Origin of the sequence: Haloplanus vescus (genome assembly GCF_900107665.1) — an archaeon.
In the GTDB taxonomy this organism is placed as follows: Archaea; Halobacteriota; Halobacteria; order Halobacteriales; family Haloferacaceae; genus Haloplanus; species Haloplanus vescus.
In genome coordinates this window covers 827,611-841,362 of record NZ_FNQT01000001.1, presented here as the reverse complement: position 1 = coordinate 841,362, position 13,752 = coordinate 827,611, and the positions used below count along the sequence as shown (strand labels likewise).

Genomic DNA, 13,752 nt, shown 5'->3' with positions numbered 1-13,752 from the left:
CGGTGGGTATGTTCGACATCGAGCGCTATCTCAACGTGCGGAGCGCCCACGGCGCCTCGGTCGGCCCGGATGGTGACCGCCTCGCCTTTCTCATGGACACGACTGGCGTCCCGCAGGTGTGGACGCTCGATGCACCCAGCGCGTGGCCCGAGCAACGCACCTTCTTCGACGACCGCGTCACCTTCGCTACGTGGTCGCCCGAACGTCCCGAACTGATAGTCGGCCGTGACCGCGGCGGCAACGAGAAGGAGACACTCTACCGTCTCGACGTTGGTGACGGGTCGATAACCGACTTGACCCGCCACCCCGACGCCAAACACCGTTTCGGCGGATGGAGCCCCGACGGCGACCGCTTCGCCTTCGCCGCCAACCGCCGCGATACCGCCGTCTTCGATATCTACGTGCAGGCCCGCGACGCCATCGGCACCGACGCCGAACTCGTCTTCGAGGGCGACGGGTGGCTCTCGGTCAACGGGTGGGCGCCGGACAGCGACCGCCTCCTCCTCACCGAATCCCACTCCAGTTTCGACCAAGACGTGTACGTCCTCGACGTGACGACGGGCGAGCGTCGCCACCTCACGCCCCACGAGGGGACCGTCCGCCATCGTAGCGCCACGTGGGGCCCCGACGGCGAGAACGTCTATCTCGTCACCGACCACGACACCGACACGCTCTGTCTCTCGCGAATCGACCTCGCGACCGGCGACCGCTCGCGCGTCACGGCCGCGGGCGACGCGGACGGCCTCGCGGACGACGAGTGGAACGTGGACGGCGTCGCCCTCGACCAAGACTCTCGTCGTCTGGTCTACTCGCGCAACGTCGACGGCTACACCGAACTCGGCGTCGGCGAACTCGTCGCCCCCGGGCGTCTGGACCACTTCCCGGCGCCCGACCTGCCAGCCTCCGTCGCCGGGGGCGTGAGTTTCGGCCCCGACGGCGACCGTTTCGCCCTCACCGTCACGCGGAGCGACGACACCGCGAACGTCTACGTCGTCGACGCCCGCAGCGGCGACGCCGAACGCTGGACTCGCGCCTCCACCGCGGGCATCCCGCGTGACTCCTTCGTCGCGCCCGAACTCGTCCGCTACCCCTCCTTCGACGGCCGCGAGATACCCGCCTTCTTCTCGCTGCCCGACTCCGATACGGGCCACGGCGAGACGCCAGTCGTCGTCGACGTTCACGGCGGCCCGGAATCACAGCGCCGCCCCTCCTTCGGACGGGTGAAACAGTACCTCCTCTCGCGGGGGTACGCCGTCTTCGAACCCAACGTCCGTGGGTCGACGGGGTACGGCAAGGCCTACACCCACCTCGACGACGTGGACAAGCGGATGGACTCGGTGGCAGACCTGAAGGCGGGCGCCGAGTGGCTTCACGACCACCCTGCGGTCGACCCGGACCGCATCGCGGTCATGGGTGGGTCCTACGGCGGGTTCATGACGCTCGCCGCGCTGACGACCTATCCAGATATCTGGGCGGCTGGCGTCGACGTCGTCGGCATCGCCAACTTCGTCACCTTCCTCGAAAACACGGGCGACTGGCGGCGCGAACTCCGCGAAGCCGAGTACGGCTCGCTCGATGCAGACCGCGAGCTGCTCGAATCAATCAGCCCCATCAACCACATCGAGAACGTCGAGGCACCGCTCTTTGTCCTCCACGGCGAGAACGACCCTCGTGTGCCCGTCAGCGAGGCTCGACAGGTCGTCGAGGGCGCCCGCGAGGCGGGCGTGCCGGTCCGCGAACTCGTCTTCGAGGACGAGGGACACGGCTTCACGAAACTGGAGAATCGCATCGAGGCCTACGCCGCCATTGCGGAGTTCCTCGATACGCATCTGGCCGCTGAGTAGCGCCTACGTCGCGCGCTGATCGTCGGGATTCTCGGCGCGGTTGGCGACGGTGTTCTCCTCGTCCTCGCTCCGCCGCGGGTCGGCGGCAGCGGCGAGGTCCTTGGTCGGCATATTCTCATCGCCCTCGTCTTCGTCCTCCGCTTCGGCCTCCTCCGCCTCGTGGTCGTCGGGGTTTTTCGCGCGGTTGGCGACGGTGTTCGCCTCGTCTTCGCTCCGCCGTGGGTCCGCGGCGGCGGCCAGGTCCTTGGTCGGCATGTCCTCGTCGCCCTCCTCTTCCTCCTCTGCTTCGGCTTCGTGGTCTTCGGGATTCTCGGCGCGGTTGGCGACGGTATTCTCTTCCCCGTCACGTCGCCGCGGGTCCGCGGCGGCGGCGAGGTCCTTCGTGGGCATGTCCTCGTCGCCCTCCTCTTCCTCCTCCGCTTCGGCCTCTTCCTCGCCGTCGGGTTCGGGTTCTGCCTCCGTCTCGGGTTCGGGTGCTGGTTCGGATTCCGTCGTCGACCCACCACCCAGCCCGAGCAGCGACCGAATTGCGTCGATCAGACCCATGGCGACGCACCTCCCTTCACCTCGGCGGCGTCAACCGTCGGTGTCGATTCGGTGGTCTCGGACCAGCCGAGTTGGTCGGCGTGTGTCGTCAACCCGGTTCGGACGAGTGCGAGAACGGTCGAAACGATACTCAGCACGGCGGCGACCACCGTCGCCCCCGCTCCGACAAGCCGTGTGCGTCGGTGCATGTCTTTCGTTAACAATCTTGTTGGATATAAAGGTAGGTCCCGATTGGGGGGTCCGTTAGAATCAAACGGACAGGTGGCGAACGGTCGCGCATGAGTACGGGGCAGGAACAGCGGGCCATCCGGTGTCTCGTTGCCAAAGTCGGCCTCGACGGCCACGACCGTGGGGCACACGTCATCGCGCGCGCCTTCCGCGACGCCGGGTTCGAGGTGATTTACTCCGGGCTACACCGCGCCCCCGAGGAAATCGTCCAGGCCGCGGTCCAAGAGGACGTGGACGTACTCGGTATCTCCATCCTCTCCGGCGCGCACAATACGCTCGTGCCGAAGGTTATCGAGGGCCTGAAATCCTACGGCGCCTTCGAGGACACCCTCATCCTCGTCGGCGGCATCATCCCCGACGAGGACCGCTCCGACCTGAAAGCAGCGGGCGTCGCCGAGGTGTTCGGCCCGGGGACGCCCATGAGCGAGACCATCGACTTCGTCCGCGAGCACGTCGACCGATGAGCGAGGCGCGCGTCGACGTGGACGACCTGGTGAGGGGCGTCCTCGACGGCGAACATCGAGCGCTCGCCCGCGCCATCACGACCATCGAGAACCGAGAGCCGGGCTACCGCGACCTGGTATCGGCGCTGCACGGGCACACGGACGGCACCGCGGTCGTCGGCGTCACCGGCAGTCCAGGTGCCGGGAAGTCGACGCTGGTGGACAAACTCGCCAAGGCCTACCGCGACGCGGGCCTGACTGTCGGCGTCATCGCCGTCGACCCCTCCTCGCCCTACTCCGGCGGGGCCGTCCTCGGTGACCGCATCCGGATGGCCTCCAACGTCGGCGACATGGACGTGTTCTTCCGGTCGATGAGCGCCCGCGGCCAACTCGGCGGCCTCTCGACGGCGACGGCCGACGCCATCACCGCCCTCGACGCCTTCGGCAAGGACCGCATCATCGTCGAGACGGTCGGCGCCGGGCAGAACGAGGTGGACGTGGTCCGGACCGCCGACTCCGTCGTCGTCCTCGTCCAACCCGGCAGCGGCGACGACGTGCAGATGCTCAAGGCGGGCATCCTCGAAATCGGCGACCTGTTCGTCGTCAACAAGGCCGACATGGACGGCGCGGCGACGACGGTCACCGACCTCCGCGAGATGCTCCACCTGCGCGACGGGTCGACCGGCGGTGGCGGGCATCACGGCCTGGAAACGCACGACTCGGTCGACGGCGACGACGACAGCGACGATGCGTGGGACCCGCGCGTCCTCGAAACCGTCGCCACCGAGGGCGAGGGCGTCGACGACCTGATAGACGCCCTCGACGACCATCGCGCCCACCTCCGAGAGACGGGTGAACTCGACGAGCGCGCGCACACGCGCTACGCCGAGGAGATTCGGCAGTTGCTACGGGCCGACGCCGCCGACTTGCTGGAGACGGAGCTCGACCGCCACGGCGGTATCGACGAACTCGCCGACGCGGTGCAGGCCCGCGAGACGGACCCCTACTCGGTCGTTGACCGCGTGCTCGACCCGCTAGCGGACTGTGTCGAACGCCGCCGAGAATAAGGCCACGGCTGCCCGAGGTGACGTATGAACGGCAAACGCCTCGGTCTCGCCGTCGCGGGACTGGCTGGCGGCCTCGCGGCCGGCGACCGACTCCTCCGCGACGCCGCGGGCGAACTCGAACCGGCGCTCGACGCTCCCGAACGAACCTATCACTGGCGCGGACTCGATATCGCGTACGCGGAGCTGGGCGACCCAGCGGACCCGACGCTCGTCTGTCTCCACGGTATCAACGCCGCGGGGTCGAGCGGCGAGTTCCGACACGTCGCCGACGCGCTCGCCGAATCCCGTCACGTCGTCGCCCCCGACCTGCCGGGCTTCGGTCGCTCCGACCGCCCGCCGCTCCGCTACTCCGCGGCGCTCTACGAGGACTTCGTCGCCGACTTCCTCGCTCGGTACGACGCCCCTGCGGTCCTCGCCTCGTCGCTCTCGGGCGCCTACGTCGCGCGCGCGGCCGACGACCGGCGCGTGTCGCTCGACTCCCTCGCACTCGTCTGCCCAACCACCGTCGGCGGCCCCGACCCACCGAAGGCGTGGCTTCGCGAACTCCTCCGGGCGCCCGTCGTCGGCGCCGCCTGCTTCGACGCCCTCGTCTCGAAGCCATCGATTCGCTACTTCAACGCCGACCACGCCTACGCCGACCCGGACGCCGTCGACCCCGCGTGGACCGACTACCAGTGGCGGACGACCCATCAGCCGAACGCCCGGTACGCCGTCGCCTCCTTCGTCGCCGGCTACTGCAACTCCGACATCGACCTCGAAGCGGCGCTTCGAGACCTCGATATACCCATAACGGTCCTCTGGGGTCGTGACGCGACGCTACCCCCGCTCTCGACGGGGCGTGACTTGGCCGAGGCGGCGGACGCTCGGCTGGTCGTCTTCGACCGTGCCAAACTCCTGCCCCACGTCGAACACCCCGACGCGTTCGTCGCGGAAGTCCGCGAGGCTATTGGGTCCGGAGCGTAAGTAGGTCCTCGCCCGTCGTCTGGTTGGTCCCGATGCGGGGCTCGACGGTCGCGCCGACCGTCACGTCCTCGGGGTCGACGCCGCGAACGACGCCGGTCAGGCGCACCGCGCCGAAGTCGGCGACGGCCGTCGCGTAGGGTTCCTCGTCCTCGAACTCCGGGCCACCCACGTAACAGACGGTGTAGGTTTCGACTGTCCCCGTCGACGGCAGCGCGGTTCGATTCAGGTCGGTCGTCCCGCAGTGGGGGCAGACACGCCGCGGCGGGAGCGAGCCGTGGCCCTCCGTGCATTCGAGGTAGTACCCCTCACCGTCGTCGATGGCGTCGAGCCACTCGTCGTAGCCGGCGTCGCTCATCGGTCCACCTCCAAGACGTGGACGACGGCGGAGGCGACGGTCCCACCCGCGTTGTGAGTGAGGCCGACCGTCGCGTCCTCGACGTGTTCGCTGTTCGGATGGTCGCCGCGGAGGAGTCGCGTCATCTCGACGACCTGACTCCCGCCGGTGGCGCCGACGGGGTGGCCCTTCGCCTTCAGCCCGCCCGAGAGGTTCACCGGGCGCTCGCCCGTCGCCGTCGTCTCGCCGCGGCGGGCGGCGCCGATGGCTTCGCCGGAGTCGTAGAAGCCCAACCCTTCGAGCGCCATCACCTCGGCGATGGTGAAGCAGTCGTGGACTTCGACGGCGTCCACATCGCCGGCGGTCACGCCGGCGTCGTCGTAGGCTTCGGTCGCCGCGCGCTCCGTCGCGGGCGTGACCGCGAGGTGGTCGCGGTCCTGAAGTGCGAGGGTGTCGCCGCCCTGTCCCGATCCCGTAATCGACACCGGGGCGTCGACGTCGTGTTCGACGGCGTACTCGTCGCTGACGAGGACGAGTGCACTCGCGCCGTCCGTGACGGGGCAGGCGTCGAGCAGGCCGATTGGGTCTGCGACCATCGGCGCGTCGAGCACCTCGTCGACGGTAATCGCCCGATGGAACTGGGCGTAGTCGTTCGGGAGGGCGTTGTCGTGGTTCTTCACCGAGATGTGTGCGAGGTCCTCGCGCGACCCACCGAACTCCTCGAAGTAGGCTCGCTGCATCAGCGCGTAGGCGCCGGGGAAGGTCATCCCCGCCCGAATCTCGTAGAGTTCGTCGGCGGCCGTCGCGAGCGCTTCGGTCACCGCCGCCGTCGAGAGGTTCGTCATCCGTTCGCAGCCACCGACGAGGACCACGTCGGCCTCGCCGGAGCGAACGGTCTTGACCGCCTCGCGCACCGCGACGCCCGCGGAGGCACACGCCTCTTCGTAGCGCGTGGCCGGACACCGCACCCCAACCATCTCGGCCATGAGCGGCGCTTGGTGGCCCTGTCGCTCCGAGAGCGACCCCATGAAGTTGCCGTAGTTGATTGCCTCGATGTCCTCCGGCGGGACGCCCGACTCCTCGCGTGCCGCCACGGCAGCTTCGCCGAACAAATCACGGCCGGTCCGCTCCGGGTGCCGCCCGAACTGCGTCAAGCCGACGCCGGCGACACGAACGCCTGTCATACCGGCACATAGGCGGACGAGCAGATAAAGGCCTGCCGGATTTGGAACCTCTCGCGCCCGAAATCGGGCGTTTGGGGTTCGACACCTGTCCGTCGACCTGTCGACGTTCGACGTGTGCGTGTGACCGAAACCGTTAGTCGCGCGGATGGAGACGACCACCCATGCACGACTGGATTGGCGAGACGTTCACGAGCGACGCGGGGTGGGACCACCTCGAACGACTGGTCGATATCGGCTCTCGGATGGCGGGCACGCCCGGCGAACGCGAGGCGCTGGAAGCGACGCGTGACGCCCTTGACGATATCGGCGCTCGCGACGCGCACATCGACGACTTCGAGATACAGGGCTGGGTTCGTGGGTCGAGCCATCTCGACACGCCCGACGGCGACGCCGAGTGTATCGCCCTCCCCCGAAGTCCGGCCGACACCGCCGCGGGTCGCCTCGTCGACTGCGGCGACGGCCTCCCCGAGGACTTCGAGGACGCGGAGTTGGACGGCGCCATCGCCCTCGTCTCCGCCTCGGTGCCCGACCACTACGACCGCTTCATCCACCGCCGCGAGAAGTACTACCGCGCCGTCGAGGCCGGCGCCGTCGGCTTCGTCTTCCGCAACCACGTTCCGGGCTGTCTCGCGCCGACGGGCAGCGTCGGCACCGACGACACGCCGCTGGGCCCCATCCCCGCCGTCGGCGTCAGCAGAGAGGTCGGCGCCCGCCTCGCGCGTCGGTTCGCGGGTGACCGTGTCACCCTCACTGTCGACTGCGAGACGCCGACGGCCGAGAGCGGCGTCGTCCGCGCCGACATCGGTCCGGACACCGACCGCGCGGTCTATCTGACCAGCCACGTCGACGCCCACGACATCGCGGAGGGGGCCGTCGACAACGGCGCCGGCACCGCGACGGTCCTCGAAGTCGCTCGCGCACTCCTCGCGCGCGACGACCCCCTCGGCCGCCGCGTCCGGGTCGTCTGCTTCGGCGCCGAGGAGGTGGGGCTTCGTGGGTCGAAACGCGAGGCCGACCTCGTCGACGCCGACAGCGTGCAAGCGGTCGTCAACTGCGATGGCGTGGGACGCGGCCGGACGCTCCAGTTCTACACTCACGGCTTCGACGCCCTCGGTCAGACGGTCGACGCCGTCGCCGACGACTTCGGCCACCCTGTCTCGCGACTCCCGAGCCAGCACCCCCACAGCGACCACTGGCCGTTCGTCGCCCGCGGCGTCCCCGCGCTGTTGGTGTCGAGCGACGACGGTGACCGCGGGCGTGGCTGGGGGCACACCCGCGCCGACACGCTCGACAAGTTGGAGCGACGGACGCTCCGCGAGGGCGCCATCCTCGTGACGGGCGTCGTCGCCGCCCTTGCGGACGCCGACCACGTCGACCACCGCGACCCGGACGCCATCGCCGCCGCCCTCGAACGCGAGGACCACGCCGAGGGGATGCGCGTCACCGGCGACTGGCCGTTCTGACCGAACTTTATTCCCGTCCGTGTGTATAGCCCACTATGGCATACACTTCGCTCGGGAAACGGACCGATTTCCGGATGCTGTTCGACCAACTCGATGGCGTCGCACTCTGGACGGCGACCGAGCCCGGCGAGTTCGATTACATCAGCGCCGGCTTCGAGGATATCTGGGGACTCCCTCCCGACGAGGTCATGGACGACATCACGGTGTTGCTCGATGCCATCCATCCCGACGACCGGGACCGTGTCCGTGCGAATATCGAGGCCTCAGCGCAGGGGCTCCGAGACGAGGCGTACGAGGGTCGCGTCGTACAACCGGATGGGTCGATTCGGTGGGTCCTCACCCAGCAAGCCCTCGTCCGAGACGACGATGGCGAAATCGCAGAGGTCGTCGGCATCTGTACGGATATCACGGAGCAAAAGCGCCGCGAGCAAGAACTCGAACTCCTGAACCGAATCGTCCGCCACGACATTCGCAACGATATGGCCGTCGTGCTCGGTTGGATGGAGATACTCCAAGACCACGTGGACGCCGATGGCCGCGAGTACGTACAGAAAATCCTCGCCAGCGGTGAGCACGTCGTCGAACTGACCGAACTCGCACGCGAGTACGTCGAGACAGTCGTCTCGAACGAGTCGCTCTCCGTGGAGCCGGTGTCGCTTCGCTCGACTCTCGAGACGGAGGTGGCGCTTCGCGAGGAGTCGTTCCCGGACGCAGAGTTCGTCTTGGAGGACCCGCTCCCCGACGTGGACGTCGTGGCGAACAGGATGCTCTCCTCGGTCTTCCGGAATCTGTTGAACAACGCCGTCCAACACAACGACAAGGAGTCCCCACGCGTCGAGGTGTCCTGTACAGTCCGCGACGACAGCGTCGAGGTTCGAATCGCCGACAACGGTCCTGGAATCGCAGACGACAACAAAGAGTTAATCTTCGGGAAAGGAGAGCATGACCTCGACAGTCCCGGAACGGGAATCGGACTCTATCTCGTCGACACGCTGGTCACTCAGTACGGCGGCGAGGTTTGGGTCGAAGACAACGAACCGACGGGGGCCGTCTTCGTCGTCGAACTCCCACGTGTCGACTGAGGCGCTCGGTACTGCACTTTCGCGGAGCGAACGGTCGTCTTCCACTGGGGAGGTTTTTAACGCCGTGGGTCGACGTACCCCCCATGAGACGGACGCGACGTGACCACGGGCACACGCCGCACGCACCGCTGTCGAACGGGGGGAGGGCGCGACGGTGAACGTCGCCGTTCGAGGCGGGACCGACGACGACTCGGCCGCCATCGCCGTCGGCGGTGGCTCGGTAGTCGACGAGGACGACGACCACGACACCCTTGTCGCCGTCGGCGACGACGCCATCCGGTCGCTGACGACGGAGCCACCCTCGGCGCCCGTCCTCCCCGTCACGGCCGAGGCGGGTCGCCACCGCGTCGCTCGCGACGACCTTGACGCCACCGTGGCCGCCCTCGCCGCCGGCGACCGACGCGTCGACGCCCACCCCGTCCTCGGCCTCAGTCACGAGGGCTCGGCCATCGCGCGCGCACTCCGCGATGTGACCTTCGTGACCGACGCGCCCGCGAGCATCTCCGAGTACGCCGTCGCGACTGGGGAGGAGCAGCTGGGGTCGGTCCGCGCCGACGGCTTCGTCGTCGCGACACCACTCGGGAGCGACGGCTACGCCGGCGTGGCGGGCGGGGCCGTCCTCGAAGCCGGGACGGGCGTCACCGTCGTCCCCATCGCCCCCTTCTCGACGGAGACGGAGACGTACGTCGTCGACCCCGCGCCCGACGCTCCGCTCTCGGTGTCGGTGGAGCGCGACGGCGCGGTCGCACTCGTCGCCGACGGGGTGCGGTACGGCGCGGTCGACCGCGGGGCCGACCTTCGCGTGGAGCGTGTCGACACCGTCGACCTCGTGCTGCCGAATCGAACGGAAAACTTCTAATGAATCAGCGGTACAAGGTAACGTATGCAACCGCTACAGTTCGCCGTCCCGGTCGGCGCCCTCGACGCGCTCGAACCGTACATCGCCCACGTCGTGTTGGCGCTCGTGGTGGTGAACATGTTTACGCGGATTCGCGCGCACGCCGTCCACGAGCAACGGGTCGAGGATGGCGCTGACGACCTGAGTCGATACCTGCCGCACTCGCTGTCGACGATTGCGCTCGTCCTCGCCTCCTTCGCGTTCCTCGTCGTCGAACCACACGGTGGGATGGTGATGGCAGTCATCGCCGTCGGCCTCTTCCTCACCGACTTCTTCGAATTCGAGTCCCGACAGGTCGAGGCTCGCAACGACATGACCTTCGAGCGCCCCAAGGGCGCCGTCGCGGCGTCCCTCCTCGCGCTCCTCTACGCGGGCTACCAGAGCCTCTTCGTCTTCATCCAGCCGCTCTGGCGGCTCGTGGTGTAAGAACGGAAAAACTCGTTTTCGCGGATTACGCGCTGTCCATCGCTTTTCGCGCCTGCCGCAGCGCCGGCAGGAGCACCCAGAACGCGAGGGGGCCGAGGAGTGCGAACCAGAAGAGCGCGTCCATCAGGCCGATGGCGAGCAGGTTGAACAGGTCCGCGTTCGCCGGATTCGGCGACACCGGACTCACGAGTTGGCGCGTGCTCTCGAATCCCGGCGTTCGGTACCAGCCCGCGAGCACGAGCCATCCGAGGCCCGCGCCGGTGAAGATGCCGAGCCCTTTGATGAATTCGTCAGCCATTGTCGGAGGGTTCGTCGCCGTCCTCTTGAGCGTTTCCCATTCCCGGGGCTCGGAAGCGCGTTCCAAGCACGTAGACGCCGGCGCCGAGCGCAATCGACGCGAGGCCGAAGACGGCGAGGACGGCACTCAACACCGACGCCGGTGCCACGACCCCGACCGCTCGGAGGACGCCGGTCACGAGGCGCCGCAGGAGGCTGAGCCGAATCGTCGCGGCGTCCAAGAGCACGAACCCGAAGACGACGCTACAGATGGCGATGAGCGTGGAGAAGACGGTGACAGTCTTGTACAGTCGCATCGGGACGACGACGTCGCGCCCGCCGTCGGTGTCGTCGTCGGCAGAAGGTGACGCCATGCCCGCGCTACTTCGGCGGGCGGAGCCGGTAGTACCGACGGTTCAGGTCGTACATGTACCCCTCGCGCATCGTCTTGAGCACCGCATAGGTGACGGTAGTGGCCACGATGGGCAGGAGGAAGGTCAGGTCGAAGAGCAGGTGGACGTCCATCGGCATCAGGTTCTTGACCGCGAGCAGACTGATGGTCAGCGCGAAGACGACGCCACCGACGCCGACGGCCGACCAGAACGGCTGTTCGACGGGGCGCCGAGCCGATCCCTTGTTCAGGAAGGGGACGATGGCGATGAAGCCGACGACGACGACGTTCGCCAACACGCCGTAGGTTCGGTCCGCGGTGAGTTTCGCCCCGCCGAGGATGGCCAGCTCGGGGTTCAGCGGCCCGAGTTTCAGCAGGCCGAACGACCAGTAGAGATACCAGTCGGGCAGGATGATGGCCGGCGTCGAACTCGGGTTGGCCGGCGCGCCGATGTGTGGCGGCATCGTCGCCGAGAGGAAGAATATCATCCCGAGGAAGAATGACGCGATGGAGAGGTTGCGGACCGTCTCGTGGGGCCACGTCGGGAACGCGAGCACGTCGCGTTCCACGTAGTCGGACTCGGTCCGGAGGTCTTGGTCCTCGCGGCGGGACCGCTCAAAGTATTCGTAGGTGAGCCGTGAGAGGCCGGTCGTTCGCTCTTTGCGTTCGCGCCACGTCGGCGTCTCGTCGTCAGGTGCGACGATACCGGGGCTGCCGCCGTCGGTTCGGGGGTCGTCCGTGGTGGATTCGTTCTCGCTCATGATTAGTGGGGTTCTGCGATGCCCTGCATCCAGACGATGCCGATGTGGATGGCAATCAGCGTCGTCACGACGAACGGAAGCAGGAACACGTGGATGATGTACATCCGCTGGAGCGTCGACTGGCTGAGGGTGAAGCCGCCGAACAGGAGTTGGGCGACCCACTCACCCGCCAGCGGGATGGACAGCGACATCTCGACGCCGATCTGGCCGGCCCAGAAGGCCAGCTGGTCCCACGGGAGCAGGTAGCCCGTGTATCCGAACACCATCGTCAGGCTGATGAGGACGATGCCGAGTAGCCAGTTGAGTTCGCGCGGTTCCTTGTACGCGCCCGTGAAGTAGACACGGAGCATGTGGAGGAACACGGCCGCGACCATCACCTGTGCCGACCACCGGTGGATGGACCGGAGCATGAACCCGAACTGGAGGTCGGTCATGATGAACGTAATCGAGTTGTACGCCGTGCTTGGGTCACCCGCCTGCGCGGGAGCGTAGTAGAACCCGAGCAACGCGCCGGAGACGGCGGCGACGATGTACGCGAGCGTCGAGAACGACCCCAGCGCGTACAGCGGATACCAGTACCAGAACTTGTTGTCGAGGTCGTACTGTTCGGTGTGACTCTTCGGCATCTGGAGGTTGACCTTGTAGTAGAGGTTCTCCAGCAACTCCAGGTAGTCGACGATGCGGAGTCGCTTGTCCATCCAGATGAGCGCCGTGAGGAAGGTGGCCTCGACGGGCGTCAGATCCTTCCGTTTCATCCACCCCTCGTGGTCCATCTCGTCTTTCTTTTCCAGGCTCATTATCGCTTGTAGTACGGGTAAACTGCGCGTTTGACTGTGTCCCACGTCCCGTCACCGAGCGCCTCACCGTCGACGTCCTCCTCGCGGATGTAGAGGTCCTCCCACTTGCGACGCCGCTTCTTGACGATGACGACGTCGGGCAGGAACTCCTTGCGATACAGCGCGAGGATGAACGCGAGGTCGACGAAGATGACGGCGAGGATGGCGCCGAGGAACATGTTGCCCGTCTCGGTGAGGCCCCAACCGCTCACGAGGCCGTAGGCGAACATGAACACGAAGGCCACCTCGACGACCGTCAGCAGGACGATGGCGATGGCTGCCGCCGTGCTCTCGCGGGCCGGTTCGTATCGATGGATATCGCCGTAGGTGCTACCACTCGATGACATTCACTCTCCCCTCCCGGTTCCGGTGTGTGGTGACTCGCCGTATTTCAGGACGTAGAAGCTGAATATCAGCGAGAGGATGATGCCGAGTATCGTCGCCGCGCCGACCCAGTGGGCCTGGATTGGCACGCCGAGCTCGTGCAGTTCGACTTCACCGCCGCCGCCACCGCCTCCGCCGCCACCGCCGGAGTCGGGAATCTCACCGACGGCGACGACGCCTTTCATCCCCAGTCCCTGGTGGGGCTGGCAGTAGTATTTGACGACGCCCTCCGAGTCGAAGGTCTGTTCGAAGGTGAAGCCAGCTTCAGAGCTGAGTTCGCTCTCGAAGTCGCCGCCTTCCTCGGCGACGACGTTGTGCTGACCGCCTTCGCCGTTCCACTCCCAGACGACCGTCGTTCCAGGGTCGACCTGGACGGCCGCGGGGTCGAATCCGAAGTTGCCACCGTTGCCCTGTGCGCCGACCGTAATCGTCACTTCGTCCTGCCCGGTCGCGTCGGCGACCTCGCTGTAGTTACCAACGTCGCTCATCCAGCCGCCGAACGACGCCTGTGCGGCGGCGGGCGTCGCCGTGGCGGCGGCCGTTCCGACAGCGGCGGACCCACCGGCCACTCTCAGGAAGTCCCGCCTATTCATACGCCGGATTTCAGGATGGAATCCGCTTAAACC

General features: G+C 67.3%; 18 protein-coding genes. 8 read left to right on the top strand and 10 right to left on the bottom strand.

The genetic code is table 11. The features are described 5' to 3' along the window. Nucleotides 1-2 precede the first annotated feature (2 nt). Complete coding sequence (locus BLU18_RS04475; protein ID WP_092632096.1) at nucleotides 3-1,844, top strand: S9 family peptidase; 1,842 nt, start codon at nucleotides 3-5, stop codon at nucleotides 1,842-1,844. 3 nt (nucleotides 1,845-1,847) lie between these two features. Here the strand turns inward: BLU18_RS04475 and BLU18_RS04470 are convergent, their stop codons facing one another. Further along, nucleotides 1,848-2,390: a hypothetical protein gene (locus BLU18_RS04470; protein WP_092632092.1), complete on the bottom strand. Its 543-nt coding sequence runs from the start codon at nucleotides 2,388-2,390 to the stop codon at nucleotides 1,848-1,850. Next, complete coding sequence (locus tag BLU18_RS04465) at nucleotides 2,381-2,578, bottom strand: hypothetical protein (protein ID WP_092632089.1); 198 nt, start codon at nucleotides 2,576-2,578, stop codon at nucleotides 2,381-2,383. The genes BLU18_RS04470 and BLU18_RS04465 overlap by 10 nt, the downstream gene beginning before the upstream one ends. A 90-nt stretch (nucleotides 2,579-2,668) precedes the next feature. On the opposite strand from BLU18_RS04465, the gene BLU18_RS04460 reads away from it, so the two are divergent. From BLU18_RS04460 to BLU18_RS04450, 3 genes are read left to right on the top strand one after another with little or no spacing between them, the layout of a single operon-like run. Further along, nucleotides 2,669-3,082 carry a cobalamin B12-binding domain-containing protein gene (locus BLU18_RS04460; RefSeq protein WP_092632086.1) on the top strand — a complete coding sequence of 138 codons (414 nt, stop codon included), beginning with the start codon at nucleotides 2,669-2,671 and terminating at the stop codon, nucleotides 3,080-3,082. Next, nucleotides 3,079-4,128 (top strand): methylmalonyl Co-A mutase-associated GTPase MeaB, encoded by a 1,050-nt coding sequence (gene meaB, locus BLU18_RS04455; protein WP_092632083.1) that lies wholly within the window; start codon nucleotides 3,079-3,081, stop codon nucleotides 4,126-4,128. The genes BLU18_RS04460 and meaB overlap by 4 nt, the downstream gene beginning before the upstream one ends. Nucleotides 4,129-4,152: 24 nt before the next feature. Next, nucleotides 4,153-5,091 carry an alpha/beta fold hydrolase gene (locus BLU18_RS04450; protein WP_092632079.1) on the top strand — a complete coding sequence of 313 codons (939 nt, stop codon included), beginning with the start codon at nucleotides 4,153-4,155 and terminating at the stop codon, nucleotides 5,089-5,091. Here the strand turns inward: BLU18_RS04450 and BLU18_RS04445 are convergent. Further along, a complete protein-coding gene (locus BLU18_RS04445) occupies nucleotides 5,072-5,446 on the bottom strand; it encodes a Zn-ribbon domain-containing OB-fold protein (RefSeq protein WP_092632076.1) in 375 nt (124 codons plus the stop codon). The two genes, BLU18_RS04450 and BLU18_RS04445, sit on opposite strands and share 20 nt — an antisense overlap. Then, entirely contained in the window at nucleotides 5,443-6,609 is a 1,167-nt protein-coding gene (locus tag BLU18_RS04440) for a thiolase domain-containing protein (protein ID WP_092632072.1), read from the bottom strand. Before BLU18_RS04440 ends, BLU18_RS04445 begins: the two co-directional genes overlap by 4 nt. A 161-nt stretch (nucleotides 6,610-6,770) precedes the next feature. Between BLU18_RS04440 and BLU18_RS04435 the strand changes: the two genes are divergently transcribed. From BLU18_RS04435 to BLU18_RS04420, 4 genes are all read left to right on the top strand, one after another. After that, nucleotides 6,771-8,072 (top strand): M28 family peptidase, encoded by a 1,302-nt coding sequence (locus BLU18_RS04435; protein WP_092632070.1) that lies wholly within the window; start codon nucleotides 6,771-6,773, stop codon nucleotides 8,070-8,072. Between the two features lie 35 nt (nucleotides 8,073-8,107). Further along, a complete protein-coding gene (locus tag BLU18_RS04430) occupies nucleotides 8,108-9,154 on the top strand; it encodes a PAS domain-containing sensor histidine kinase (RefSeq protein WP_092632067.1) in 1,047 nt (348 codons plus the stop codon). A 154-nt stretch (nucleotides 9,155-9,308) separates the two neighbouring features. After that, a complete protein-coding gene (locus tag BLU18_RS04425; protein WP_092632064.1) occupies nucleotides 9,309-10,013 on the top strand; it encodes an NAD(+)/NADH kinase in 705 nt (234 codons plus the stop codon). A 24-nt stretch (nucleotides 10,014-10,037) separates the two neighbouring features. Then, complete coding sequence (locus BLU18_RS04420) at nucleotides 10,038-10,478, top strand: DUF7313 family protein (protein ID WP_092632061.1); 441 nt, start codon at nucleotides 10,038-10,040, stop codon at nucleotides 10,476-10,478. A gap of 25 nt (nucleotides 10,479-10,503) precedes the next feature. Here the strand turns inward: BLU18_RS04420 and BLU18_RS04415 are convergent, their stop codons facing one another. Genes BLU18_RS04415 through BLU18_RS04390 form a run of 6 tightly spaced genes read right to left on the bottom strand, consistent with a single transcriptional unit; the run spans nucleotide 10,504 to nucleotide 13,719 of the window. Continuing rightward, on the bottom strand, nucleotides 10,504-10,776 hold the full coding sequence (locus BLU18_RS04415) for a DUF7314 family protein (RefSeq protein WP_092632058.1): 273 nt from the start codon (nucleotides 10,774-10,776) through the stop codon (nucleotides 10,504-10,506). Then, nucleotides 10,769-11,128, bottom strand: coding sequence for a DUF7315 family membrane protein (locus tag BLU18_RS04410; protein ID WP_092632055.1), 360 nt, complete (start codon nucleotides 11,126-11,128; stop codon nucleotides 10,769-10,771). The genes BLU18_RS04415 and BLU18_RS04410 overlap by 8 nt, the downstream gene beginning before the upstream one ends. A 7-nt stretch (nucleotides 11,129-11,135) precedes the next feature. Then, nucleotides 11,136-11,906, bottom strand: a complete 771-nt coding sequence (locus tag BLU18_RS04405; protein WP_092632052.1) for a cytochrome b family protein — start codon at nucleotides 11,904-11,906, stop codon at nucleotides 11,136-11,138. A gap of 2 nt (nucleotides 11,907-11,908) precedes the next feature. After that, complete coding sequence (locus tag BLU18_RS04400) at nucleotides 11,909-12,703, bottom strand: cytochrome b (RefSeq protein ID WP_092632049.1); 795 nt, start codon at nucleotides 12,701-12,703, stop codon at nucleotides 11,909-11,911. Further along, nucleotides 12,703-13,089 carry a DUF7318 family protein gene (locus BLU18_RS04395; RefSeq protein WP_092632046.1) on the bottom strand — a complete coding sequence of 129 codons (387 nt, stop codon included), beginning with the start codon at nucleotides 13,087-13,089 and terminating at the stop codon, nucleotides 12,703-12,705. Before BLU18_RS04395 ends, BLU18_RS04400 begins: the two co-directional genes overlap by 1 nt. Beyond that, nucleotides 13,090-13,719, bottom strand: coding sequence for a halocyanin domain-containing protein (locus BLU18_RS04390; RefSeq protein ID WP_092632043.1), 630 nt, complete (start codon nucleotides 13,717-13,719; stop codon nucleotides 13,090-13,092). Between the last annotated feature and the right edge of the window lie 33 nt (nucleotides 13,720-13,752).

Coding starts and splice junctions, on each gene's coding strand:
- BLU18_RS04470 (WP_092632092.1), bottom strand. CDS start 2,390: ATGGGTCTGATCGACGCAATTCGGTCGCTGCTCGGGCTGGGTGGTGGG.
- BLU18_RS04465 (WP_092632089.1), bottom strand. CDS start 2,578: ATGCACCGACGCACACGGCTTGTCGGAGCGGGGGCGACGGTGGTCGCC.
- BLU18_RS04460 (WP_092632086.1), top strand. CDS start 2,669: ATGAGTACGGGGCAGGAACAGCGGGCCATCCGGTGTCTCGTTGCCAAA.
- meaB (WP_092632083.1), top strand. CDS start 3,079: ATGAGCGAGGCGCGCGTCGACGTGGACGACCTGGTGAGGGGCGTCCTC.
- BLU18_RS04450 (WP_092632079.1), top strand. CDS start 4,153: ATGAACGGCAAACGCCTCGGTCTCGCCGTCGCGGGACTGGCTGGCGGC.
- BLU18_RS04445 (WP_092632076.1), bottom strand. CDS start 5,446: ATGAGCGACGCCGGCTACGACGAGTGGCTCGACGCCATCGACGACGGT.
- BLU18_RS04440 (WP_092632072.1), bottom strand. CDS start 6,609: ATGACAGGCGTTCGTGTCGCCGGCGTCGGCTTGACGCAGTTCGGGCGG.
- BLU18_RS04435 (WP_092632070.1), top strand. CDS start 6,771: ATGCACGACTGGATTGGCGAGACGTTCACGAGCGACGCGGGGTGGGAC.
- BLU18_RS04430 (WP_092632067.1), top strand. CDS start 8,108: ATGGCATACACTTCGCTCGGGAAACGGACCGATTTCCGGATGCTGTTC.
- BLU18_RS04420 (WP_092632061.1), top strand. CDS start 10,038: ATGCAACCGCTACAGTTCGCCGTCCCGGTCGGCGCCCTCGACGCGCTC.
- BLU18_RS04415 (WP_092632058.1), bottom strand. CDS start 10,776: ATGGCTGACGAATTCATCAAAGGGCTCGGCATCTTCACCGGCGCGGGC.
- BLU18_RS04410 (WP_092632055.1), bottom strand. CDS start 11,128: ATGGCGTCACCTTCTGCCGACGACGACACCGACGGCGGGCGCGACGTC.
- BLU18_RS04405 (WP_092632052.1), bottom strand. CDS start 11,906: ATGAGCGAGAACGAATCCACCACGGACGACCCCCGAACCGACGGCGGC.
- BLU18_RS04400 (WP_092632049.1), bottom strand. CDS start 12,703: ATGAGCCTGGAAAAGAAAGACGAGATGGACCACGAGGGGTGGATGAAA.
- BLU18_RS04395 (WP_092632046.1), bottom strand. CDS start 13,089: ATGTCATCGAGTGGTAGCACCTACGGCGATATCCATCGATACGAACCG.
- BLU18_RS04390 (WP_092632043.1), bottom strand. CDS start 13,719: ATGAATAGGCGGGACTTCCTGAGAGTGGCCGGTGGGTCCGCCGCTGTC.